The following is a 22793-nucleotide window of genomic DNA, read 5'->3' as shown; positions in this document are numbered from 1 at the left end:
AGATCCGGCACTGTGCTGGAATTCCCGGGACCGCCAGGGGGGCAACGCGGTCCCCCCACGACTCGACACCGTCCCTCCGCTTGCGGCGGGACGCCTGGTCCAGAGGTTGCGACGCTAGTGCAGGGACGTTTCAAGAGGGATGGCAGCGCTGCGGCGGAGCCGGAGCCGCGCGGTGCGACCGACCGCGGCACGCCCGTCGGCTCGCCCGTCGAGGCGGCTAAGGGCAGTGAGCCCGCCGCCGCCGAGCCGACGAAGGCGAAGCTGAAGGCGAAGACGAAGGCGAAGGCCAAGTCGAAGGCGCCAGGCCAGCCCGTCGGGCCGGGCTCACGAATAGCCCTGCGCAACTGGCGCATCTCCACCCGACTGGTCTCCCTGCTCGCCCTCCCCGTCGTCGCCGCGACGACCCTGGGTGCCCTGCGCATCGACGAATCGCTCACGAACGTCGACCAGCTGGACCACATGAAGCTCCTCACGGAGATGACGAGCCAGGCGACCAAGCTCGCCGACGCGCTCCAGGAGGAGCGCGACCGCTCGGCGGGTCCGCTGGTCTCCAAGAACCCCTCGGACGACCAGATCACCGCGGCACGGCAGAAGACCGACCGCGAGATCGACGCGTTCACGCAGACGACGGCCAAGGTCAAGCCGAGCGACCCGACGATGGTCGGCGTGCAGACCACCCTGGTCGAGATCAGCAGGCAGCTGAAGAAGATCAAGGACGTCCGGTCCAAGCCGTACCAGGACGAGACCTACATCTCGCAGACCGTCAGCAACTACGACGCCCTGATCACCTCGCTGCTGACCCTGTCCCAGGACATGGCCCAGGCCACCAGCAACAGCGACATGATCACCGCAACCCGTGCGCTGGCGACGTTCTCCTCCGCCAAGGAGTACGCGTCGATCCAGCGAGCGGTGATCAGCGCCGCGCTGGCGAACCCCAAGGGCGCCCAGCTCAGCGCCAACGACCTCCAGTACGGTCTGACCGCGCGCGAGAACGAGGACGAGGCGCTCAAGCGATTCGCCTCCATCCGCGCCGGCGACTCCCAGGAGCTGCTCAAGGGCCTCAACGGCGGTATCGCCGACATCACCGAGGCGACCACCTTCGCGGAGCGGGTCTTCGGCAAGACCGACGCCCTCAAGTCCGAGAAGAAGAGCTACCGCGACTGGTACGACCAGGACTCGATCAAGCTCAGCGAGATGGGCAAGATCGAGCAGACGCTCCTCACGGAGATGGACCAGAAGGCCCGTGAGCTGCGTGACGACGCCAACTCCGAAGCCATCCTCAACGGTGCCCTGATCGTCCTCGTCCTCGGCATCTCGCTCGTCGGCGCCTTCGTCGTGGCCCGATCCATGGTGCGCTCGCTGCGACGGCTGCAGGACACCGCCCAGAAGGTCGCCCAGGACCGCCTCCCCGAGCTGGTCAAGCAGCTGTCCGAGTCCGACCCGCAGGACGTCGACACGTCCGTGGAGTCGGTCGGTGTGCACAGCCGGGACGAGATCGGCAAGGTGGCCGCGGCCTTCGACGACGTGCACCGCGAGGCGGTCCGCCTCGCCGCCGAGCAGGCCCTCCTCCGGGGCAACGTCAACGCGATGTTCACCAACCTCTCGCGCCGCAGCCAGGGCCTCATCCAGCGTCAGCTGTCGCTCATCTCCGAGCTGGAGAGCCGCGAGGCCGACCCGGACCAGCTGTCCGCGCTCTTCCGCCTCGACCACCTCGCCACCCGTATGCGCCGTAACGGCGAAAACCTCCTCGTCCTCGCGGGTGAGGAGCCGGGCCGCCGGTGGACCCGCCCCGTCCCGCTCGTCGACGTGCTCCGCGCCGCCGCGTCCGAGGTGGAGCAGTACGAGCGCATCGAGCTGAGCGGCGTGCCGCCGACCGAGGTCGCCGGCCGCGTCGTCAACGACCTCGTGCACCTCCTCGCCGAGCTGCTCGAGAACGCCACCTCGTTCTCCTCGCCGCAGACCAAGGTCAAGGTCACCGGTCACGCGCTGCCCGACGGGCGGGTGCTGGTCGAGATCCACGACACCGGCATCGGCCTCTCCCAGGAGGACCTTGCGGCGATCAACGAGCGGCTCGCCAGCCCGCCGACGGTGGACGTCTCCGTCTCCCGGCGCATGGGTCTGTTCGTGGTCGGCCGCCTGTCCCTGCGACACGGCATCCGCATCCAGCTCCGTCCGTCGGACTCCGGCGGCACCACCGCACTCGTCATGCTGCCGGTCGACGTCGCCCAGGGCCACAAGAAGCCGGCTCCGGGCGTCCCGGGCGCCGGTGGCGCCCCCGCGGTGGCCGGCGGCCCGGCCGGTGGCCAGCAGCGCCGTCAGATCCCGGCCTCCGGCCCGCGCCCCGCGCCGGCGCCGATGCCCCGTCCCGGCACCACGCCGGGCACCGCGCCGGGCGGCCTGCCCCAGCGGCAGGGCGGCCCAGGCGCCGGTCCGAGCGGCGGTGCCGCGACAGGCAGCCTCTTCGACACCGCGCCGCGCGGCAAGGGCGCCCCGGGCGCCGGCGGTCCGGCTCCGCTGCCGCCGCAGGGCAACGGCGGTCCGGCCGCGATGCCGCCCGCCGGTCAGGGCGGCCGCCCGCAGCTGCCCGCCCGCGGTGCCGCAGGCAACGCCCCCGCGGCCGACGGCCCGGGCTGGGCCGGGCAGCAGCAGCCTCCGGTCCGTGGCCGCAAGGCGAAGCAGGCCCCGGTCGACGACTGGCCGCTGTCCTCCGACAGCTCCCCGCGCGCTGCGCAGGACGCCCCGCGCGGCCACGAGGACGTCGAGAGCTCGTCTCCGTTCGGCGCTCCGGTCACCCCGGTCGCGCGCCTGAGCGGCGGCCCGGGCGACACGGCCCAGATCCCGCCGATCACCAGCGCGACCGAGCCGCAGTCCGGCAGCACCGGCCAGTTCCCGCTGCCCGGCGGCCCCGGCGACACGGCGCAGTTCCCGCCGGTCCCCGCGGACGCCTCCGCCGACGGCCCGAGCAGCACGAGCGGTCAGTTCGCCCGTCCGCAGACCGACGGCCCGAGCAGCACCAGCGGCCAGTTCGCCCGTCCGCAGACCGACGCACCGGCCCACACCACCGGCCAGTTCGCCGTCCCCGCGCCCGGCAACGACCTCAACAGCACCACCGGCACCGGCCAGTTCGCGATGCCGACCAACACGCCGAACACCGGCGGCTCGACGGGGCAGTTCGACCTGCCCTCCCGTCCCGCCGACGGCCCGAGCAGCACCAGCGGCCAGTTCGCCCGTCCGCAGACCGACGCACCGGCCCACACCACCGGCCAGTTCGCCGCGCCCGCGCCCGGCAACGACCTCAACAGCACCACCGGCACCGGCCAGTTCGCCATGCCCGCCCCCACTGCCGGGGCCGAGCGCGGCGAGCAGGGCGGGGAGCAGGCGGGCACCCCGCTGTTCCAGGAGCTGGAGTCCCACTGGTTCCGCGGTGCCGCCGGTGAGACGGCCGTGCCCGAGCAGCCCGTGGACTCCGCGCGTCCGGCGCCCCAGGAGGAGACGCAGGGCGGGTCGCAGAACAGCTGGTCCTCCCCCAACGACGAGCGCTGGCGCCGGGCCGAGCAGGTCCGGGAGCCGGCGGCGGGCGGCATCACCTCGTCCGGGCTGCCGCGGCGCGTGCCGCGTGCCAACCTCGTCGAGGGCACCGCACAGACCGAGCAGTCCACCACTCCCACCGGTCCGCAGGTCTCGCGTGCGCCCGACGACGTACGCGGCCGACTGACCAATCTCCGCCGGGGCATCCAGCAGGGACGTCAGGCCGGAAACAGCTCGACCACCGGCAGCCACAATGTTGGCCCCACTTACCAGCAGGAGCGTTAGTTGAGTCCGATGAGCCAGGCGGCGCAAAATCTGAACTGGTTGATCACCAACTTCGTGGACAACACCCCGGGGGTGTCGCACACGGTGGTGGTGTCCGCCGACGGACTCCTTCTGGCGATGTCCGAAGGGTTTCCGCGGGACCGCGCCGACCAGCTGGCGGCCGTGGCCTCCGGCCTGACCTCGCTGACCGCGGGTGCCTCGCGCATCTTCGAGGGCGGCACGGTCAACCAGACGGTGGTGGAGATGGAGCGCGGCTTCCTCTTCATCATGTCGGTCTCCGACGGTTCGGCACTGGCCGTGCTGGCGCACCCGGAGTGCGACATCGGCCTCGTGGGCTACGAGATGGCGCTCCTGGTCGACCGTGCGGGCACCGTCCTCACGCCCGATCTCCGCGCCGAACTGCAGGGAAGCCTGCTGAACTGACCCCCGTTCCACGCAATTTCCGTCCAACCGTGCGGCCGAAAACCCCCCACCGGCCGCCGCTCGACGGCATTATTGCCATCCTGCTGTCCCGTCCGGAGGATTCATGACCCCGCCCGCCTCGCCCGGCCCGTACGGCGCCTCTCACCATGCGCCGTACGGGAGTGAAGAAGGTGACCAGCCGCTGGTCCGCCCGTACGCCATGACGGGTGGCCGGACCCGGCCGCGCTACCAGCTCGCCATCGAGGCACTGGTCAGCTCCACGGCCGACCCGGCCCACCTGGGAGGGCTGCTCCCCGAGCACCAGCGGATCTGCCACCTGTGCCGCGAGGTCAAGTCGGTCGCGGAAATCTCCGCGCTGCTGGGCATGCCGCTGGGCGTGGCACGGATCCTGGTCGCGGACCTGGCAGAGGCCGGCATGGTGGCGATCCACCAGCCCGGCGGCGGCACCGAGGCCGGCGGTACGCCGGATGTGACACTGCTCGAAAGGGTGCTCAGTGGACTTCGGAAGCTCTAGCGGAGGCGTCGGCCGCTCCACCACCTCGGCGAAGATCGTGGTGGCGGGTGGCTTCGGCGTGGGCAAGACCACGTTCGTCGGCGCGGTCTCGGAGATCAGCCCGCTCCGCACCGAAGCGGTCATGACCTCCGCATCGGCCGGCATCGACGACCTGAGCCACGTCCAGGACAAGACCACGACGACCGTGGCGATGGATTTCGGTCGAATCACCCTTGATGACGACCTGATCCTGTACCTGTTCGGCACGCCCGGCCAGGACCGCTTCTGGTTCATGTGGGACGACCTGGTCCGCGGCGCCATCGGCGCCGTCGTCCTCGTCGACACCCGCCGCCTCGCCGACTGCTTCCCCGCAGTCGACTACTTCGAGAACAGCGGCCTGCCCTTCGTCATCGCCCTCAACGGCTTCGACGGACACCAGCCCTACGCCCCCGAAGAAGTCCGCGAAGCCCTCCAGATCGGCCCGGACGCCCCCATCATCACCACCGACGCCCGCCACCGGAACGAGGCCAAGAGCGCCCTCATCACGCTCGTGGAGCACGCACTCATGGCGCGGCTGAAATAGTGTTTGCCCGCCCGCTTGTTATGACGGTGCGTAAGTTGTGGCATTGACCACGACTCACTTCGGGCTTCATAACGTTTCGACAGAGAATTGGCCGGACGCGACCACTCGTTGCGTCCGGCCAACTTCGCTCTGCACACAAACCGCTCGGCTTTTGGCGTGGCTCGGCCTTAATGCCCGTTTTATGTCGGGCAAATCGTGGCCTTCACCGGCTCTGTCCGTTGTTTGGAATGCGCCTGCCGGACGTGCTGGAATTCCCGGACTGAGCAGTCACGGCTCAGTGGATAAACGGCACAGCACAGGTGCAGACGCCGAGAGGTTGTTGGTCGAGTGAGGCGAAGAAAGACGGGCGCCGCGCAGCAGACGCGGAACGCGCGGGGCAACTTCACCCCGCCGTCGCGCGAAGCGGCGCCGCCTTCCGACATGCCCGAAGCCCCCGCTCCCGCCACGGGAGGCGGCGGCAGATTCTCGCCCAGCAACTGGCGCGTGCCCACCCGCCTGAACGCGATCCTCATGATCCCGGTGGTGGTCGCCCTCGTCTTCGGCGGTTTCGACGTGAAGAACTCCGTCGACACCTGGCTGGAGGCGGAGGACGCCCAGAACACCGCGCGGGTCGTCCAGGCGGCCGCCACGTACGCGCACGCCGTCATCGACGAGCGTGACGTGAGCGCCAAGCCGCTGCTCGAGGGCAACCGCGACGACGCGAACGTCAAGAAGGCGCAGGACGCCACGGACGCCGCCCGCGCGGACTTCGACCAGCGCGTCAAGAAGATGCCGGACACCCCGAGCCTGAAGCGCCGTCTGAAGGCCGTCCGGGACGCGGAGCCGACGCTGCCGAAGGTCCGTGCGGCCGCCTACACGCCTGCCCTGGACGGTGCGAAGACCGAGGACGGCTACGGCGCCATCCAGCGCCCGCTCATGGCCTTCGCCAACGAGCTGGGCCTGGGCACCGGCAACTTCACCTCGTACGGCCGCATGGTCTACGCGGTGTCCCTGGCCAAGGCCGCCGAGTCGCTCCAGCGCTCCATCGGCACCCACCTGCTGCTGAAGCCGGGCGACGCCCAGGAGCGCACAACGCTGCTGACGGCGTTCTCCTCGTACAACTTCCTCGAGTACATCGCCCGCGGCGAGTACGAGTCCGGTGGTACCGACGACGACATCAAGCGTCTGAAGACCGCGCTGGGCTCCCAGGCCCAGGTGGAGGAGCAGGACAAGATGGCCGCCGCCATCATGTCCGGCGCCACCGCCACGCAGCTGAAGGCCAAGGGCATCACGGCCGACTCCTGGTTCACCACGTCCACGGGCAAGTTCAACGCCTACCGCGACGTCGAGGAACACCAGATCGACAAGGCCGTGTCCGAGGCCGAGAAGATCGCCTCGCAGGCGCAGCAGGACGCCATCGTCAACTCGTCCATCATGGTGTTCGCCCTTCTGATCGCCTTCCTGGTGGCCGGCAAGATGGCGCGCTCCATGAGCCGCAACATGGGCCGGCTGCGCACCGCCGCCTTCGAGGTGGCCGAGCAGCGGCTGCCGGCCCTGGTCGACCAGCTCTCGCGCACCAACCCCGGTCACGTGGACACCCGCACCGAGCCCATCCCGATCACCACCCGGGACGAGATCGGCGAGGTCGCCCGCGCCTTCGACCAGGTGCACCGGGAGGCCGTGCGGCTCGCCGCCGAGCAGGCGCTGCTCCGGGGCAACGTCAACGCGATCTTCACCAACCTCTCGCACCGCAACCAGACGCTGATCGAGGGCCAGCTGAACCTCATCACCGACCTGGAGAACAACGAGGCGGACCCGGACCAGCTGGAGAACCTCTTCAAGCTGGACCACCTGGCCACCCGTATGCGCCGCAACGGCGAGAACCTGCTGATTCTCGCGGGCGAGGAGCCCGGCCGCCGCTGGGACCAGCCGATCCCGCTGGTCGACGTGCTGCGCGCCGCGTCCTCCGAGGTGGAGGCGTACGAGCGCATCGAGCTGAGCGGCGTCCCGGATGCGGAGATCCACGGCCTGGCCGTGACCGACCTCGTGCACCTGCTCGCCGAGCTGCTGGAGAACGCCACCACGTTCTCCTCCCCGCACACCAAGGTCCGCGTCACCGCGACCCGGCTGCCCGACGGCCGCGTGATGGTGGAGATCCACGACAAGGGCATCGGCCTGACCGCCGAGGACTTCGCGGACATCAACCACAAGCTGGCCAACCCGCCCACCGTGGACGCGGCCATCTCCCAGCGCATGGGTCTGTTCGTGGTCGGCCGCCTGTCCCTGCGCCACGGCATCCGCGTCCAGCTGCGCCCCTCGGGCGAGCAGGCGGGCACCACCTCGCTGGTGATGCTGCCGGACGCGATCACGCACGGCGGTGGCGGCGACGAGCTGCCCGAGGGCGACTTCCAGGTCTCCCAGATGATGCCCGAGCAGCAGATGATGCCCGAGCAGCAGCAGGCCGCTCCGGTCGGCGGCATGCGGACCGCCGCAGAGCTGGGCTTCGACGACTCCCGATACGAGCAGCAGCGGCCGGAGGCCGGCACCCACGAGGCGGCGCCGCAGCACGAGCAGTCGTACGCCCCGCAGCAGGAGCACATACCGGCGCCGCAGCAGGCCGATCCGACGGAGGACGGGTACCCGGTCGGGTCCCAGCAGGCCTACGCCGGCGACGGTTACCCGGAGTCCGGCTACGCGGAACCCGCCTACCAGGCCCCGGCCGTTGACGGTCAGCAGGGCTACGGCGACTACAACTCCCCCGGTCACCAAGGGGAGTGGAGCGAGGCAGGTCCGTACCAGCACGGGTACGGGCAGGGTTACGCAGCGGAACCGGAATCCCAGCCGTCCGCTGACACGGCCCAGCCGGAGCGCGTAGAGTTCCACCGTCCGGGCCCCGCCTCGAGCGGCTCCCCCTCGCTGACCGGGTCCGGTCTGCCGCGCCGCGACAAGCGGTGGCAGCAAGCCGAGACGGGCGAGGAGGCCAGGAGGGACGGCGCAGAACCGGAGCAGTCCCGGCAGGCGGTCTCCGAGCGGCCTCAGGAGGGTGACGACTCCGCATGGCAGTCGGCGAACGACGAGCGCTGGCAGCGTGCCGGTCAGCTCCGGACGCCGAAGGCCGGCGGGGTGACCTCCTCGGGTCTCCCCCGACGGGTCCCCAAGGCCAATCTGGTCGAGGGCTCGGCGAGCCAGACCGCCCAGACGGGCCCCCAGGTCTCCCGCGCACCGGAGGACGTCCGCGGCAGGTTGGCCAACCTGCGCCGTGGCATCCAGCAGGGGCGCAACGCGGGGACGGATTCCGCGGAGCAGTCCGCGAACTCCCCGCACCAGCAGCATGAGCAACACGACCAGGGCTTCGGCCCCGGCAGCACCTACGATCAGGAGCGTTAGTGTGAGCCCGATGAGCCAGGCGGCGCAGAACCTGAACTGGTTGATCACCAGTTTCGTGGACAACACCCCAGGGGTGTCCCACACCGTCGTGGTCTCCGCCGACGGACTCCTTCTGGCGATGTCCGAAGGGTTTCCGCGGGACCGCGCCGACCAGCTGGCGGCCGTGGCCTCCGGCCTGACCTCGCTGACCGCGGGTGCCTCCCGGATCTTCGAGGGCGGCACGGTCAACCAGACGGTGGTGGAGATGGAGCGCGGCTTCCTCTTCATCATGTCGGTCTCCGACGGTTCGGCACTGGCCGTGCTGGCGCACCCGGAGTGCGACATCGGCCTCGTGGGCTACGAGATGGCCCTTCTCGTCGACCGCGCGGGCAACGTGCTCACGCCGGACCTCCGCGCCGAACTGCAGGGGAGCCTTCTCAACTAACGGAGAGACAGTGCGTTTCGCGCCATCGCGCCATAGGGTGCGGTGGCGCGACCGGCAGCAGACAGGCAAGTTGGAGGAGGAGACGTGGCAACGCCCCCAGGCGGTTACCCGTATGGCAACGACCAGCAGGCTCAACCCCCGTTGAACCGCTACAACTTCCCCTCCGCGCCAAGCCACCAAGCCATGCCGGAGCAGCAGCGCCCTCCGCATGTGCCGCCCCAGTCGCACTCCCGGCGCGCAGCCACCCCGCCCGCGGGCGGCAAGAAGACCAACCCGCTGGTCCGTCCCTATGCGATGACCGGCGGCCGGACGAGGCCGCGTTACCAGCTCGCCATCGAGGCGCTGGTGCACACCACGGCCCAGCCCTCCCAACTCCACGGGCAGTTGCCGGAACACCAGCGCATCTGCCACCTGTGCCAAGAGATCAAGTCGGTCGCGGAGATCTCGGCACTCCTCTCCATCCCGCTCGGCGTCGCCCGAATCCTCGTCGCCGACCTGGCGGAGGCCGGACTCGTCGCCATTCATCAGCCCGGCGGCGACGCGGCCGCCGGCGGCCAGCCTGACGTGACACTGCTCGAAAGGGTGCTCAGTGGACTTCGGAACCTCTAGCGGCGAGGCAGCCCGCTCCACCACCTCCGCAAAGATCGTGGTGGCGGGTGGCTTCGGCGTGGGCAAGACCACTTTCGTCGGCGCGGTCTCGGAGATCAACCCGCTGCGCACCGAAGCCGTCATGACCTCCGCCTCGGCGGGCATCGACGACCTCACCCATGCGCCGGACAAGACCACGACCACCGTGGCGATGGACTTCGGCCGCATCACCCTGGACCAGGACCTGATCCTGTACCTGTTCGGCACGCCCGGCCAGGACCGCTTCTGGTTCATGTGGGACGACCTGGTCCGCGGCGCCATCGGCGCCGTCGTCCTCGTCGACACCCGCCGCCTCGCCGACTGCTTCCCCGCAGTCGACTACTTCGAGAACAGCGGCCTGCCCTTCGTCATCGCCCTCAACGGCTTCGACGGACACCAGCCCTACGCCCCCGAAGAAGTCCGCGAAGCCCTCCAGATCGGCCCGGACGCGCCCATCATCACCACCGACGCGCGCCACCGGAACGAGGCCAAGAGCGCCCTCATCACGCTCGTGGAGCACGCCCTGATGGCGCGGCTGCGCTAGTACGGATGCGAAAAGGTCCCCGCACTCCTCGGGAGTGCGGGGACCTTTTCGTTTGCGCTGCGCGCGGGCGGCTCGGGCGTCAGCCCTGCCAGCTGTGCGGCGCCCTGAAGCCGGACGCGCGCTCCAGGCGGCGCCAGCGGGCCTGGGTGCGGCGCGGGCGGGCGGCCTGGGCGGCGTGGCTGGTGCCGGCGGCGGCACGGGCCATGAGAACGGCGGTGACGGCGGCCAGCTCCTCGGCGTCCGCCATGCCCTTCTCGACGCGTACGAACGTGTCGTTCATGCGATGTCTCCGGTTGCTGAAGTTCTGGACGTTTGTTACTGGGGCGGGTTGCCGTGCTTGCGGGACGGCAGGTCCGCGTGCTTGTTGGCGAGCATCGCCAGCGAGCGGATCAGCACCGACCTGGTCTCGACGGGGTCGATCACGTCGTCGACCAGACCGCGCTCGGCCGCGTAGTACGGGTGCATCAGCTCGGCCTTGTACTCCTTGACCATGCGCGCCCGCATCGCCTCCGGGTCGTCCGCCTCGGCGATCTGCCTGCGGAAGATCACGTTGGCCGCGCCCTCCGCGCCCATGACCGCGATCTCGTTGGTCGGCCAGGCGAAGGTGAGGTCGGCGCCGATGGACTGCGAGTCCATGACGATGTAGGCACCGCCGTAGGCCTTGCGCAGGATCACCGAGATCCGGGGCACCGTGGCGTTGCAGTACGCGTACAGCAGCTTTGCACCGTGCCGGATGATTCCACCGTGCTCCTGGTCCACGCCGGGGAGGAACCCGGGTACGTCCAGAAGAGTGATGATGGGGATGTTGAAGGCGTCGCACATCTGGATGAACCGCGCGGCCTTCTCGGAGGCCTCGATGTCGAGGACGCCGGCGAGGGACTGCGGCTGGTTGGCGATGATGCCGACGACCTGGCCGTCCAGGCGGGACAGGGCGCAGATGATGTTGGTCGCCCAGCGCTCGTGCACCTCGAGGTACTCGCCGTCGTCGACGATCTCCTCGATGACCTTGCGCATGTCGTAGGGGCGGTTGCCGTCCGCCGGCACCAGGTCCAGGAGCGCCTCGCCGACGCGGTCGGCCGGGTCGTCCGAGACGACGCGGGGCGGGTTCTCCCGGTTGTTCTGGGGCAGGAGGGAGAGGAGGTACCGGACCTCCTCGAGGCAGGTCTCCTCGTCGTCGTAGGCGAAGTGGGCCACACCGGAGGTCTCCGCGTGCACGTCCGCACCGCCCAGACCGTTCTGGGTGATCTCCTCACCCGTCACCGCACGGACCACGTCCGGACCGGTGATGAACATCTGCGAGGTCTCCCGGACCATGAACACGAAGTCCGTCAGGGCCGGGGAGTAGGCCGCACCACCCGCACACGGGCCCAGCATCACACTGATCTGCGGGATCACACCCGAGGCCTTCGTGTTGCGCTGGAAGATCCCGCCGTACCCGGCGAGCGCCGAGACGCCCTCCTGGATGCGGGCGCCCGCACCGTCGTTCAGGGACACCAGCGGCGCCCCGGCGGCGATCGCCTTGTCCATGATCTTGTGGATCTTCGTGGCATGGGCCTCGCCCAGCGCACCACCGAAGATCCGGAAGTCGTGTGCGTAGACGAACACCGTCCGCCCGTGCACGGTCCCCCACCCGGTGATCACACCATCGGTGTACGGGCGCTTCTCCTCCAGCCCGAACCCCGTGGCACGATGCCGCCGCAGCGGCTCCACCTCGGTAAAAGAGCCCTCGTCGAGCAGCAGATCTATACGCTCGCGAGCCGTCAGCTTCCCCTTGGCCTTCTGCGCCTGGGTAGCCCGCTCGCTCGGACCTCGCCGAACCTGCTCGCGGATGGCGTGCAGCTCGGCGACGCGCCCGCGGACGTCACTCGCCTCTACGGGCGCACCTTCGAGATTGCTCATGGATAGACGGTACGTGGCGAGGGCGCCGGAACATCATGTTGATTCCGTACAACGTCCTGCACGATTTGGTGGGCAGGCGGGACAGAACTGCACAGCCCCCTTATCAGTTGTGGCCGTTCGACCGGGCTTCCCACGCTGTGGGGGCTCCACAAAACTCCCGGGGTCGAAGGCATGGTATGTGCAGCTTGACCAGTACGGCCGTTCGGGTGACCCCGTCCATCAGTCCGCCTCCACCCGGCAGCCGTGCGCCGCGCACGCCGTTCCGGGAGCGATCCGCAGCCGCAGGGAATTCCCGGTGCCGAGCACTTGCACAGAGGGGTCGCGGGATGTGACTTCGCTCACAGGGCGGGCCCAGGTGAGGTCCAGGGGGGCGCCGGTGCGGAGGGGTTCCGCGAGGTGGACGGTGGCGGTGCGGGTGTGGTGGCGGACGAGCACGGAGGCGGGCGCGGTGACGGTGAGGGGGCCGGCGGTGCCCGGGGACCAGAAGTTGGCGGCGGTCAGGCCCAGTGCGGGGATGCACACGGCCTGGCAGTCGGGGGTGTTGGCGAGGACCGTGAGCCAGCCGGGATCGGCGGCCCGCTCGGCGACGGCACCGGGGGTGGCGCCGGGCATCAGGAGGTAGGCGTAGGCGGCGTCATCGGGGTCGGTGCCGTGGGGGTGGACGAGGGTGAGGTAGCGCCGGGTGACGGGGTCGGGGGCGCCGCCCGCGTTGATGTCCCGCCAGGAGCCGGTGCGGGTGTGGCGCAGGGCCTCCAGCGGGGCGCCGCCGGGGAAGACCCAGCCGCCGTGCCCGGCGAGATGGGCCCACTCGGCCTGCTCGAAGGACTCGGACCAGGTGCCGGCGGGGCAGGGCTGGGGCTCACCGTCGATCAGCAGCAGCGGGGTGCCGTGGGCGCCGAGGTTGCGGTTGTCCACGACGGTGACCACCTCGGCGCCGTCCCGTGCGCGGATCCCGGCGCCGAGGCAGACGACGGCGCCCGCCGTGCAGAACCAGGACTTCCGCGCCTCCAGCGTCGAGGCGAGCCCGTTGAGGTGCTGCCCGACCGCCGCGTACTCCCCGTCGGTGACGCCGCCCACCCAGCGGACGCCGGGCCTGGAGGCGCCCCAGGCGCCGCCCTCGTTGTCGGCGAGGGGGCGGGCGGAGACGGTGGTTCCGGGGAGTCGGCAGGGGTCCACGGTGGGCCAGAAGCCGTCGGAGTACTGGTCTCCGCCGGAGGAGGCGCCCCACCAGGTGAGCATTCCGGCTCCGGTGTGCCAGCCGCGCGGGTTCTCGCCGTTGCCGTTCTCGTAGTGGGCGATGCGGTCGGAGGCCATGGCGATGGCGGCGGCCCAGCCGGGGCGGCGGTGCACGGCCCGGTCCATGGCGCAGAACAGCCGGTGGCCGACGGGCTGGGGCGCGGCCGGGGCGGGGCCCGCGACGACGGCGGCGAGGCGGGCCAGGTCGGCCACGCCCAGCCGGGGGTCGGTGAGCACGGGGCTGGTGGTGTCCCGGGCGGCCCAGCCCTTGATCAGCGCATGCCAGCGTGCCCGCTCCGCCGGGCTCGCGGCCTCGGCGAGCAGGGCGATGGCGGCGATGAGGGCGTGGCCGCGCTGGTGGTCGCTCTGCGGCGGGCCGGGCGGATCGGCGGCCTGCACGCCGCGGCTGGTGGCCCGGCCGGAGACGCAGTCCATCACGAGCCCGTTGTGGATCAGCGGGGCGTAGGCGTGCTCGACGCCGTCGAACACGAGCTGCCGCTGGGGATCGGTGACCTCCCAGTCGGAACCGGAGAGCAGGGCGAAGAGCCGGGCGAGCCCGTCGAGCAGCACACAGCCGTACGTACCGGTGTAGGCGACCCAGGTGTGCTGGACGAAGGAGCCGTCGGCGTAGAGCCCGTCGCCCTTGGTGACGTGCGGGAAGACGGGCGAGAGGGCGTCGCGGGCGAGGGCCGTGCGGCCGGGGTGGGCGCCGAGGACGCCGCGCAGGGCGACGACGCGGCAGAGGTCGACGCGGTTGGCCCCGGTGCTGGTGCCGGTGTAGGCGCCGAGCGCGGACTCCGGCACGAAGTGGTCGACGGCGGCGAGCAGGCGGGCCCGCCGGTCCTCGCCGGCCCGGTCGTGGAGGAGGGTCAGGGTGTCGAGGAGCAGCCGGGGGCTGCCGATCTGCCATTCCCACCAGTTGCCGTAGCGGGCGGCGCCGGAGTGGTAGACGCGGTCGTGGAGGTGGTCGAGCCCGGCCAGGACGCGGGCCGCGAGGGTGTCGTCGCCGGTGAGGCCGGTGCCGGGCTGGGCGTGGGCCTCGGCCATGGTGAACAGCCGGGCGAAGCTGAGGGTGATCCCGGCGGGCGGGTCGAAGGGCGCGTCGGGCCAGAGCGAGGCGGGGCCGGGCCGCATGCTCGCGCTGTGGGCACGGGCGAGGTCCCCGATGCGGCGCAGCGCCGAGGCGTAGGGCTCGGCGCCGGGCTCGAAGCCGGTACCGAGCAGAAGCCCGCGCCAGCGCTGCCGCAGAACGTCGAATTCGTCCCCCTGCCGCCCGGCCGCCGCCACGGCCCCGGCGCTGCCGAGCCCGAGTGCACCCGCCGTGGCGGCGGCGAGAAAGACACGACGGGTCCAGGCGGGCACGGACGACGGCACGGCGTTTCCTCCCGACGGACGCGAGGGACGGTGGCGGTGCGGTGCGGTGCGTGAGGCTCACGGTGGCACGGGGGACGGGGAGAGGCAATGACGGTGGTCGGCCTTTCTTGGCCGGCGCTCCGCCTGGGGCCCTCCCCTCCCCCTCCCGCCCCCACCTCCCCCAAGCGAAAATTCCCCCGCCTCAATCTGTTGAATATTGAACTAGATCGCGCTACGGTAATTCTCGTTGAACATTCAACCACTCCGATCCCCCCTCGGAGTGCTCGAACCCCGAAGCACAGGAGCAGTCATGGGCCTCTTCAGCCGCAAGCAGAACACCGTCGCCGCCACGCCCGCCGCCACCGCCGTCCTCGATGTGAACCCCGCCCTGGCCGCCCTCACCGGCGACTACTCCATCGACGCGGCCCACAGCAGCATCGGCTTCACCGTGCGACACGCGATGGTCACCAACGTCAGGGGCTCCTTCCTCCAGCACGAGGGCACCCTCCAGCTCGACGGATCCGCCCCCTCCCGTTCGACCGCCGCCATCGACGTCAAGATCGACAGCATCGACACCGGCATCGCGGACCGCGATGCCCACCTGAAGAGCGGCGACTTCTTCGACGCCGCCGCCTTCCCGGTGATGTCCTTCCGCTCCACCTCCGCCGAGCAGCTCGGCGGCGACCGTTACCGGATGACCGGCGACCTCACCATCAAGGACGTCACCCGCCCGCTCACCATCGACCTGGAGTTCAACGGCTCCGCCACCGACGTCTACGGCAACGAGCGCGTGGGCTTCGAGGGCAGCGCCGAGATCCTGCGCTCCGACTGGGGCCTGACCTGGAACGCGGCCCTGGAGACCGGCGGCGTCATGGTCAGCGACAAGGTGAAGCTGACCTTCGACATCTCCGCCGTCAAGACCGCTCCCCAGGCCTGACCCCCGTGCGGATCAGCGACCGAGGCGCTTCAGGCAGTCGATGACATCGGCGCCTCGGTCCGCCGCCGCACTCAGCGCGATGTAGTTGTCGGGGCGTACGAGCACCAGCCCGTCACCCTCGATCCCATAGGCCCGCCGGGCGTGGCCCTCGCGGTCCTCGATCCCCTCCCCCGGCCCGTCGATCAGGCACGTGCGCACCCCGTCCCCGTACTCGGCCGCCACCTGCGTCAGTGCTGCAGCACTGTCCGCGCCGAAGCCGAGCAGGGTGAAGCGCGGCCCCGCGAAGACTTCGAACAGCCGCACCGGCGCACCGGTCACGGCATCCCGGCAGGGCGCGTCGGGAGCCCGCTCCCCCGCCTTGGGGCCGCCCCACGCCAGACCGCTCCAGCCGTAGCCGATCCCCAGCGTGGTGACGTCGTCCGTGACCACCGCTTCGGTGCCGACGCCCGCCTTCCGGACGCCTTCGAGCACCGCGCGCAGCCGTTCGTCCGTGAGGTCGAGCGTCCACGCCGCGATGGGCAGCCGCTCCTCCTCGTAGGTGTCCAGCAGCCCGGGGCCGGCCAGCCCGCGCACCACGAACGCCAGCTTCCAGCCCAGGTTGAACGCGTCCTGAATACCGGTGTTCATGCCCAGCCCGCCCGCTATCGAGTGGACGTGCGCCGCGTCCCCGGCGAGGAAGACCCGGCCCACCCGGAAGCGGTCGGCCATGCGCACGTTGATGCGGTAGGTGGAGAACCAGGTGGGGTCGGTGAGGCGCACCCCCGGTATGCGGGCGCACCGGTCGAAGAGCCGCTGGAAGACCTCCAGCGAGGCCGGCAGGAGCCGGCCCTCGGCATCACGCTCGGGAGACCCCTGCAACTGCCAGTGCGAGCTGCCCGGGAAGGGGCAGAGCATCAGCGCGGCGTCCTCGTCGAACCACTGGTGCCAGTAGCCGGTGTCGAGGCCGTCGGCCCGGACGTCCCCGATGATCATGCACTCCTCGGCCTCCGTCCTGCCCTCCAAGCGCACTCCGAGCGCCTTGCGCACGGGGCTGTGGCCGCCGTCGCAGCCCACGAGATACCCGGCCCGGATGCTGCGGCCGTCGGCGAGCACGGCCGTGACCCCGTCCTGGCCCTGCTCGAACTCCGTCAGCTCGCTGCCGAGTTCGACCTGGACGCCGTACTCGGCGAGCCGCTCCCGCAGGATCTCCTCGGTGCGCCACTGCGGGATGAGCAGCCCGCTGGCGTAGGGGGTGTCGGGGGTGGGGACGCGGTCCCCGAAGGAGACCGTGTCGGCGATCGGCGTCCCGTTGCGGTACTTGCGCAGAGTGATGTGCTCGGTCCCCGAGGCGGCGAGCCGCTCCCCCAACCCGAGGTCGTCGAGCAGCTCGCGGCTGCGCTGGTTGAGTCCTTTGCCGCGTGACGTCCGGTGGAACTCAGGGGACTTGTCGATGATCCGTACGGATACTCCCGCACGGGCGAGCGTGCAGGCGAGCGTGAGCCCGGTCGGCCCGGCGCCCGCGATCAGCACGTTGGTGGTGGCAATGGTGGTGGCAGTGGCCGTCGCCGTGGCAGTCATGCGATTCCCCTCCGTTGTCGGTGGTCCCATGAAAGACCCGATCTCAAGAAAATGCAACTGAGTAACGAAAGAGTCCGGGTAACGTCACCTGCTAGAGTGACACCGTGGACGACGTGAGCAACGCAAACAACGTGGACGAGCAGCCCGGTCTGCGGGAACGCAAGAAGCAGCGCACACGCCAGGCGCTCTCGGACACCGCCGTGGAGCTGTTCCTGAAGCGCGGCTTCGACCAGGTGTCCGTGGCGGACGTCGCGGCAGCGGTCGAGGTGTCGAAACCGACGCTGTTCCGCTACTTCCCGGCCAAGGAGGATCTGGCCCTCCACCGGATCGCCGACCACCAGGGCGAGGCCGCGCGTGTCGTGCGCGGCCGGGCGGCAGGCCAGTCACCGCTGGGCGCGCTGCGTGCGCACTTCCACGCGCGCCTCGACGCCCACGACCCGATCACGGGCCTCAACGAGAACGCCACCGTGCGGGCGTTCAACGACATGCTCTACACGACGCCCAGCCTGCTGGCCCGGCTGGTGCGCTACGCCGAGCGGGACGAGGAGTTGCTGGCCGGAGCGCTGGTGGAGGCGGGTGGGGACGGTGGCGACGACGGGGGCGGCGTCGCCGACGCGCTGACGGCCGGGCTGGCGGCGGCGCAGATCATCACCGTTCATCACCGGCTTGCGCAGGAGAACTGGCGGAAGCTGGCCGGGGGGCGGGGGGTTGCGGATGCGCTGGCGGAGGCGCATGCGGATGCGGATCGGGCGTATGACTTGCTGGGGGGCGGGTTCGGGGCGGTGTACGGGGGCTAGGTCCCAGTGGGTTCTTTCCCCCACCCCGCCCCTTCCCGGCTGTGTCGATTTGCGGCTCCGCCGCGTGGGGGGGGCTCCGCCCCCAGACCCCGGGTGGGTGCGGGCCGGTGGTCCGGTTGTGCCCACCCTCCCCCATTGCCTGAACGGCATGGGGGCACCCCCATCGCCTGGGGGCACCTCCCAGCGGTAGCTGGGGGAGGAACGATTGCCCACAACCGGGACGGCATCCCGGATTACTCCTGCGGCTCCACTCCCGCTCGCCTCAGGCCGTAGGCGAAGGCGTCGTCCAGGGCCTGCCAGGAGGCCGCGATGACGTTTTCGCCCACCCCTACCGTCGACCACTCGCCCCGCTCGTCGCTCGTCGAGACCAGGACCCGGGTGATCGAGCCCGTGCCCCGGCTGCCCTCCAGGATGCGGACCTTGTAGTCCGTCAGCTTCAGCGAGGCCAGCTGCGGATAGATGCGCTCCAGCGCCACCCGCAGGGCGCGGTCGAGGGCGTTGACCGGGCCGTTGCCCTCGGCGGTGGCGACGATGCGCTCGCCCTTGGCCCACAGCTTCACAGTCGCCTCGTTGGCGTGCGTGCCGTCGGGGCGGTCCTCGGCGATCGCGCGCCAGGACTCCACGCGGTAGTAGCGGCGGGCCCGGCCCTCCACCTCGGCGCGCAGCAGCAGCTCGAAGGAGGCGTCGGCGGCCTCGTACGTGTAGCCGGCGAGTTCACGCGCCTTGACGCGCTCGACGACGCGGCCGATCAGCTCGCGGTTCCCGCCGAGGTCGATGCCGAGTTCCTTGCCCTTCAGCTCGATCGACGCCCGGCCGGCCATGTCGGAGACCAGCATCCGCATGGTGTTGCCGACCCGCTCGGGGTCGATGTGCTGGTAGAGGTCCGGATCGACCTTGATGGCAGAGGCGTGCAGGCCCGCCTTGTGCGCGAAGGCGGAGAGGCCCACGTACGGCTGGTGCGTGGACGGCGTGAGGTTGACGACCTCGGCGATGGCGTGCGAGATGCGGGTCGTCTCGGCCAGCTTCCCGGGCGGCAGCACGCGGCGGTCGTACTTCAGCTCCAGGGCGGCGACCACGGGGAAGAGGTTGGAGTTGCCCACGCGCTCGCCGTAGCCGTTGGCGGTGCACTGCACGTGCGTGGCGCCCGCGTCCACGGCGGCCAGGGTGTTGGCCACGGCGCAGCCGGTGTCGTCCTGGGCATGGATGCCCAGGCGGGCGCCGGTGTCCTCGAGCACGGTGCGGACGACGGCCCCGACCTGGGCGGGGAGCATGCCGCCGTTGGTGTCGCAGAGGACGACGACGTCGGCGCCGGCCTCGTGGGCGGTGCGGACGACCTGGGTGGCGTAGCCGGGGTTGGCGCGGTAGCCGTCGAAGAAGTGCTCGCAGTCGACGAAGACGCGGCGGCCGCGGGAGCGCAGGTGGGCCACGGTGTCGCGGACCATCGCGAGGTTCTCGTCGAGCGTGGTGCGCAGGGCGAGTTCCACGTGCCGGTCGTGGGACTTGGCCACCAGGGTGATCACGGGGGCCCCGGAGTCGAGCAGGGCGGCGACCTGGGGGTCGTCCTCGGCCCGTACGCCCGGCTTGCGGGTGGCGCCGAAGGCGACCAGCTGCGCGTGCCGGAAGTCGATCTCCTTGCCCGCGCGCCGGAAGAACTCGGTGTCGCGGGGGTTGGCGCCGGGCCAGCCGCCCTCGATGAAGCCGACGCCGTAGTCGTCCAGGTGCCGGGCGATCGTCAGCTTGTCCGCGACGGTGAGGTTGATGCCCTCGCGCTGCGCGCCGTCGCGCAGGGTGGTGTCGAAGACGTGGAAGGCGTCGTCGACGCGGTCCCCGTCGTGGGGGCGGCCGGAGCAGTCGTCGTGGCCGTCGGTTGCGTCCGTCATTGCTGATCTGACTCCTGTGAGGATGTCGGTCTACCGGAATGACCGGTTCCACCGTCCCCCTATGATCCCTCGCCCTGCGTCCCCGGCGGGGTGGGCCGGAAAACGCAAAGACCCCTCGCGGGTGCGAGAGGTCTGCGCGCGGGTCTGGGACGACGGTGTCCGCGTCGTACGGGGTGGTACGAGGCGGTCACTGCGGACCGGCGCGCCTGTCACCAATAATCATGGCGAACGGGAGCATGGGGGCATCCTGGCACAGGTCCGGTCCTTGGTGCGGAAGAGTCTCAGGATGCGGGCACCCCAGGTCGGGGCGGGGTGCCGCTTTCGGCCACGCCCTCGGCCCGCTCCCCTGCGGCCTGCTCTCCGTCAGCCGCCGCCCGCGCGAGATCGACGTCCTTCGTCTCCCGCATCGTGAGGTAGACGACCAGCGAGACCGCCGCGCAGCCCGCCACGTACCAGGAGAAGCCCGACTCCAGGCCGCCCTTCTTGAACCACAGGGCCACGTATTCCGCCGTCCCGCCGAAGAGCGCATTGGCGATCGCGTACGGCAGGGCGACCCCCAGCGACCGCACGCCCGTGGGGAACAGCTCCGCCTTCACGCACGCGTTGATCGACGTGTAGCCGGTGACGACGACCAGGGCGAACAGCGACAGGCCCAGGGCGGGCCAGAAGGACCCGGCGTGCTTGAGCAGCGTCATGATCGGCACGGTCAGGAAGGTGGAGCCGACCGCGAAGGTGATCAGCAGCGGGCGCCGCCCGATCCGGTCCGAGAGCGCGCCCGCCAGCGGCTGGAGGCAGGCGAAGACCAGCAGCGCGCAGAAGCTGACCAGGGTGGCGGTCTGCTTGGACAGGCCCGCGCTGTTGGAGAGGTACTTCGTCAGGTAGGTGGTGTACGTGTAGTACGCCACCGTGCCGCCCATGGTCAGCGCGATCACCAGCAGCGCCTCGCGTCTGTGCCGCCACAGCGCCCTGATCGTGCCCCGGTCCTCGGCGGCCGTCCCGTCGGACTCCTCGTAGACCTCCGTCTCCAGCATGGTGCGCCGCAGGTAGAAGATGACGGCCGCGCCGAGGGCGCCGACGGCGAACGGAATGCGCCAGCCCCAGCTGTGCAGTTCCGCCCCGGTGAGCGTGTGCTGGAGCAGGATCAGCAGCGCCAGGCCGAGGAGCTGGCCGGCGGTCATGGAGACGTACTGGAAGCTGGAGGCGAAGCCCCGGCGGCCGGGCGCGGACGCCTCGGTGAGATAGGTGGCACTGGCCGCGTACTCGCCGCCCACCGAGAGTCCCTGGAGGAGCCGGGCGACGAGCAGGACGGCCGCTCCCCCGTAGCCGGCGACCGCGTAGGTGGGGGCGACGGCGATCAGCACGGCCGACGCGGACATCAGGGTGACGGTCAGCGTGAGCGCCGCCTTGCGGCCGCGCCGGTCGCCGATGCGGCCGAGCAGCCAGCCGCCCACGGGCCGCATGAAGAAGCCGACGGCGAAGATGCCCGCGGTGTTCATGAGCTTGGCGGTGTCGTTGCCCGACGGGAAGAAGGCGCCCGCGAAGTAGGTGGCGAAACTGGCGTAGACGAACCAGTCGAACCACTCGACCATGTTCCCGGCCGAGCCGACCCAGATCTTCTTCCAGTGCCCCGTTGACGTTTCCATGAGGGGAAACGGTGGCGGAGCGAAGGGTCCCGGGCAAGGGTCCGGCCACAACGATCACGCGTACTTTCGTGCGTTGCGGTCACGGGCCCTTGCCCGGGCCCTCAACTGCCTTAGCCCAGCGGGTGCATCCAGCCGTGGATGTCCTCGACGGCACCGGTCTGGATGTCCAGCAGCGCCTTGCGGAGCTTCATGGTCACCTCGCCCGGCCGGCCGTCCCCGACGGTCCAGTTCGCCCGGGTCGACTTCACCGAACCGACCGGCGTGATGACGGCGGCCGTACCGCACGCGAACACCTCGGTCAGCGAGCCGTCCGCATTGCCGCTCTTCCAGTCGTCCACGGAGATGCGGCCCTCGGACACCTCGTAGCCCAGGTCCTCGGCGATCTGCAGCAGCGACTTGCGGGTGATGCCCGGCAGCAGAGAACCCGTCAGCTCAGGGGTGACGATCCGGTTCCCGAACACGAAGTACAGGTTCATGCCGCCCATCTCCTCGATCCAGCGGCGCTCCACCGCGTCGAGCCAGACGACCTGGTCGCAGCCGTGCTCGGCGGCCTGGGCCTGGGCGACCAGGGAGGCGGCGTAGTTGCCCGCGCACTTGGCGGCGCCGGTGCCGCCGGGGGCGGCACGGACGTACTCCTCGGAGAGCCACACGGAGACCGGCTTGACGCCACCGGGGAAGTAGGGACCGGCGGGCGAGGCGATGACGACGAAGAGGTACTCGTTGGACGGGCGCACACCCAGCCCGACCTCGGTAGCGATCATGAACGGGCGCAGGTAGAGCGACTGCTCGCCGGTGCCCGGCACCCACGCGTTGTCCTGCTTCACCAGGGCGTCGCACGCCTCGATGAAGGTCTCGACGGGCAGCTCCGGCATGGCCAGCCGGCGGGCCGAGGCCTGGAAGCGCCTGGCGTTCTCCTCCGGGCGGAAGGTGGCCACCGTGCCGTCGGGCTGCCGGTACGCCTTGAGGCCCTCGAAGATGGCCTGGGCGTAGTGGAGCGTCATGTTCGCCGGGTCGATCGACAGCGGCGCGTACGGAACGAGCTGGGCGTCGTGCCAGCCGCGGCCCTCGGTCCACTTCACGGTCACCATGTGGTCGGTGAAGTGGCGGCCGAAGCCGGGGCTGGCCAGGATCTGCTCCCGCTCCGCGTCGGACAGCGGGTGCGAGGAGGGCTTGAGCTCGATCGTGGGCGTCGTCATGAGATGCGTGTCCTTCACCTTG

The 22793-nt window shown here is 70.8% G+C and carries 17 protein-coding genes; 10 read left to right on the top strand and 7 right to left on the bottom strand.

All coding sequences use genetic code 11. From position 1 onward, the window contains the following. The first annotated feature begins 117 nt into the window (after window positions 1–117). The 8 genes from AC1Z4A_RS23695 (at window position 118) to AC1Z4A_RS23660 (ending at window position 10273) form a co-directional block, all read left to right on the top strand. Window positions 118–3813: a sensor histidine kinase gene (locus AC1Z4A_RS23695; protein WP_483681863.1), complete on the top strand. Its 3696-nt coding sequence runs from the start codon at window positions 118–120 to the stop codon at window positions 3811–3813. A 9-nt stretch (window positions 3814–3822) separates the two neighbouring features. Further along, window positions 3823–4236, top strand: a complete 414-nt coding sequence (locus tag AC1Z4A_RS23690) for a roadblock/LC7 domain-containing protein (RefSeq protein WP_483683701.1) — start codon at window positions 3823–3825, stop codon at window positions 4234–4236. A gap of 103 nt (window positions 4237–4339) precedes the next feature. Next, on the top strand, window positions 4340–4750 hold the full coding sequence (locus AC1Z4A_RS23685) for a DUF742 domain-containing protein (protein ID WP_483681862.1): 411 nt from the start codon (window positions 4340–4342) through the stop codon (window positions 4748–4750). After that, window positions 4731–5312 carry a GTP-binding protein gene (locus AC1Z4A_RS23680; protein ID WP_483681861.1) on the top strand — a complete coding sequence of 194 codons (582 nt, stop codon included), beginning with the start codon at window positions 4731–4733 and terminating at the stop codon, window positions 5310–5312. Before AC1Z4A_RS23685 ends, AC1Z4A_RS23680 begins: the two co-directional genes overlap by 20 nt. 327 nt (window positions 5313–5639) lie before the next feature. Beyond that, complete coding sequence (locus AC1Z4A_RS23675) at window positions 5640–8678, top strand: sensor histidine kinase (protein ID WP_483681860.1); 3039 nt, start codon at window positions 5640–5642, stop codon at window positions 8676–8678. A 10-nt stretch (window positions 8679–8688) separates the two neighbouring features. Beyond that, complete coding sequence (locus tag AC1Z4A_RS23670) at window positions 8689–9102, top strand: roadblock/LC7 domain-containing protein (RefSeq protein WP_483683700.1); 414 nt, start codon at window positions 8689–8691, stop codon at window positions 9100–9102. Between the two features lie 84 nt (window positions 9103–9186). Next, window positions 9187–9711 carry a DUF742 domain-containing protein gene (locus AC1Z4A_RS23665; RefSeq protein WP_483681859.1) on the top strand — a complete coding sequence of 175 codons (525 nt, stop codon included), beginning with the start codon at window positions 9187–9189 and terminating at the stop codon, window positions 9709–9711. Beyond that, a complete protein-coding gene (locus tag AC1Z4A_RS23660; RefSeq protein WP_483681858.1) occupies window positions 9692–10273 on the top strand; it encodes a GTP-binding protein in 582 nt (193 codons plus the stop codon). Before AC1Z4A_RS23665 ends, AC1Z4A_RS23660 begins: the two co-directional genes overlap by 20 nt. Before the next feature lie 79 nt (window positions 10274–10352). On the opposite strand, the gene AC1Z4A_RS23655 is transcribed toward AC1Z4A_RS23660, so the two are convergent. From AC1Z4A_RS23655 to AC1Z4A_RS23645, 3 genes are all read right to left on the bottom strand, one after another. Beyond that, complete coding sequence (locus tag AC1Z4A_RS23655) at window positions 10353–10553, bottom strand: acyl-CoA carboxylase subunit epsilon (RefSeq protein WP_483681857.1); 201 nt, start codon at window positions 10551–10553, stop codon at window positions 10353–10355. Window positions 10554–10588: 35 nt separating this feature from the next. Beyond that, on the bottom strand, window positions 10589–12172 hold the full coding sequence (locus tag AC1Z4A_RS23650) for an acyl-CoA carboxylase subunit beta (RefSeq protein WP_483681856.1): 1584 nt from the start codon (window positions 12170–12172) through the stop codon (window positions 10589–10591). Between the two features lie 219 nt (window positions 12173–12391). Continuing rightward, window positions 12392–14782, bottom strand: coding sequence for a polysaccharide lyase 8 family protein (locus tag AC1Z4A_RS23645; protein ID WP_483681855.1), 2391 nt, complete (start codon window positions 14780–14782; stop codon window positions 12392–12394). Window positions 14783–15071: 289 nt separating this feature from the next. On the opposite strand from AC1Z4A_RS23645, the gene AC1Z4A_RS23640 reads away from it, so the two are divergent. Then, window positions 15072–15698 (top strand): YceI family protein, encoded by a 627-nt coding sequence (locus AC1Z4A_RS23640; RefSeq protein ID WP_483681854.1) that lies wholly within the window; start codon window positions 15072–15074, stop codon window positions 15696–15698. Window positions 15699–15710: 12 nt separating this feature from the next. On the opposite strand, the gene AC1Z4A_RS23635 is transcribed toward AC1Z4A_RS23640, so the two are convergent. Then, on the bottom strand, window positions 15711–17255 hold the full coding sequence (locus AC1Z4A_RS23635) for an FAD-dependent monooxygenase (protein WP_483681853.1): 1545 nt from the start codon (window positions 17253–17255) through the stop codon (window positions 15711–15713). Between the two features lie 131 nt (window positions 17256–17386). Here AC1Z4A_RS23635 and AC1Z4A_RS23630 point away from each other — a divergent pair, with 131 nt between their 5' ends. After that, window positions 17387–18052: a TetR/AcrR family transcriptional regulator gene (locus AC1Z4A_RS23630; RefSeq protein WP_483683699.1), complete on the top strand. Its 666-nt coding sequence runs from the start codon at window positions 17387–17389 to the stop codon at window positions 18050–18052. A 233-nt stretch (window positions 18053–18285) separates the two neighbouring features. Here the strand turns inward: AC1Z4A_RS23630 and cimA are convergent, their stop codons facing one another. The 3 genes from cimA to AC1Z4A_RS23615 form a co-directional block, all read right to left on the bottom strand. Next, window positions 18286–19932 carry a citramalate synthase gene (cimA, locus tag AC1Z4A_RS23625; protein ID WP_483681852.1) on the bottom strand — a complete coding sequence of 549 codons (1647 nt, stop codon included), beginning with the start codon at window positions 19930–19932 and terminating at the stop codon, window positions 18286–18288. Window positions 19933–20213: 281 nt separating this feature from the next. Continuing rightward, window positions 20214–21575, bottom strand: a complete 1362-nt coding sequence (locus AC1Z4A_RS23620; RefSeq protein ID WP_483681851.1) for an MFS transporter — start codon at window positions 21573–21575, stop codon at window positions 20214–20216. Between the two features lie 110 nt (window positions 21576–21685). Continuing rightward, window positions 21686–22771: a branched-chain amino acid aminotransferase gene (locus tag AC1Z4A_RS23615; RefSeq protein ID WP_483681850.1), complete on the bottom strand. Its 1086-nt coding sequence runs from the start codon at window positions 22769–22771 to the stop codon at window positions 21686–21688. Window positions 22772–22793 lie beyond the last annotated feature (22 nt).

Source organism: Streptomyces sp. 17_S59, assembly GCF_056930295.1.
Note: the sequence above shows the minus strand (reverse complement) of the source record. Positions and strands in the feature narration are given on the sequence as shown.